Below are 583 nucleotides of genomic sequence, written 5' to 3' on the forward strand. Positions count from 1 at the left end.
ACCTGCCAGACCTCGCCCTGCTCGACTACTTCGCCACGTTCGAGCACCACCACGCGCTGGCAGATGTCGCGGATCACCGCCATCTCGTGAGTGATCAGCACGATGGTCAGGCCAAGGCGCTGGTTGATATCGCGCAGCAGGTCGAGGATCGAGGCGGTGGTTTCAGGGTCCAGTGCCGAGGTCGCTTCGTCGCACAACAGGATCTGCGGATCGTGCACCAGCGCGCGGGCGATGCCGACACGCTGCTTCTGACCGCCGGACAACTGCGCCGGATAGACATGATGCTTCTGTTCCAGGCCTACCAGCTCCAGCAACTCGCGCACTTTACGCTGACGCTCGGCCTTGGCCACGCCGGCGACCTTCAAGGGGAGCTCGACGTTCTGCCACCCGGTCTTGGCCGACATCAGGTTGAAGTGCTGGAAGATCATGCCGATGCGCCGGCGCAGCGACACCAGGCGATCCTCGTCGAACGGAGCGATGTCGACCTGGTCGATCAGCACGCGCCCTTCGCTGGGTTGCTCCAGGCGGTTGATGGTGCGCAGCAGTGACGACTTGCCGGCGCCGCTGCGGCCGATGATGCCGA

At 64.5% G+C, this 583-nt stretch carries 1 protein-coding gene; it reads right to left on the reverse strand.

All coding sequences use genetic code 11. The annotated features are described in order from the left end of the window. Positions 1–583: methionine ABC transporter ATP-binding protein (locus VA602_RS00530; RefSeq protein WP_323452169.1), on the reverse strand; the 583-nt coding region annotated here is incomplete at both ends.

Origin of the sequence: Pseudomonas machongensis (genome assembly GCF_034961125.1) — a bacterium.
GTDB lineage: Bacteria > Pseudomonadota > Gammaproteobacteria > Pseudomonadales > Pseudomonadaceae > Aquipseudomonas > Aquipseudomonas machongensis.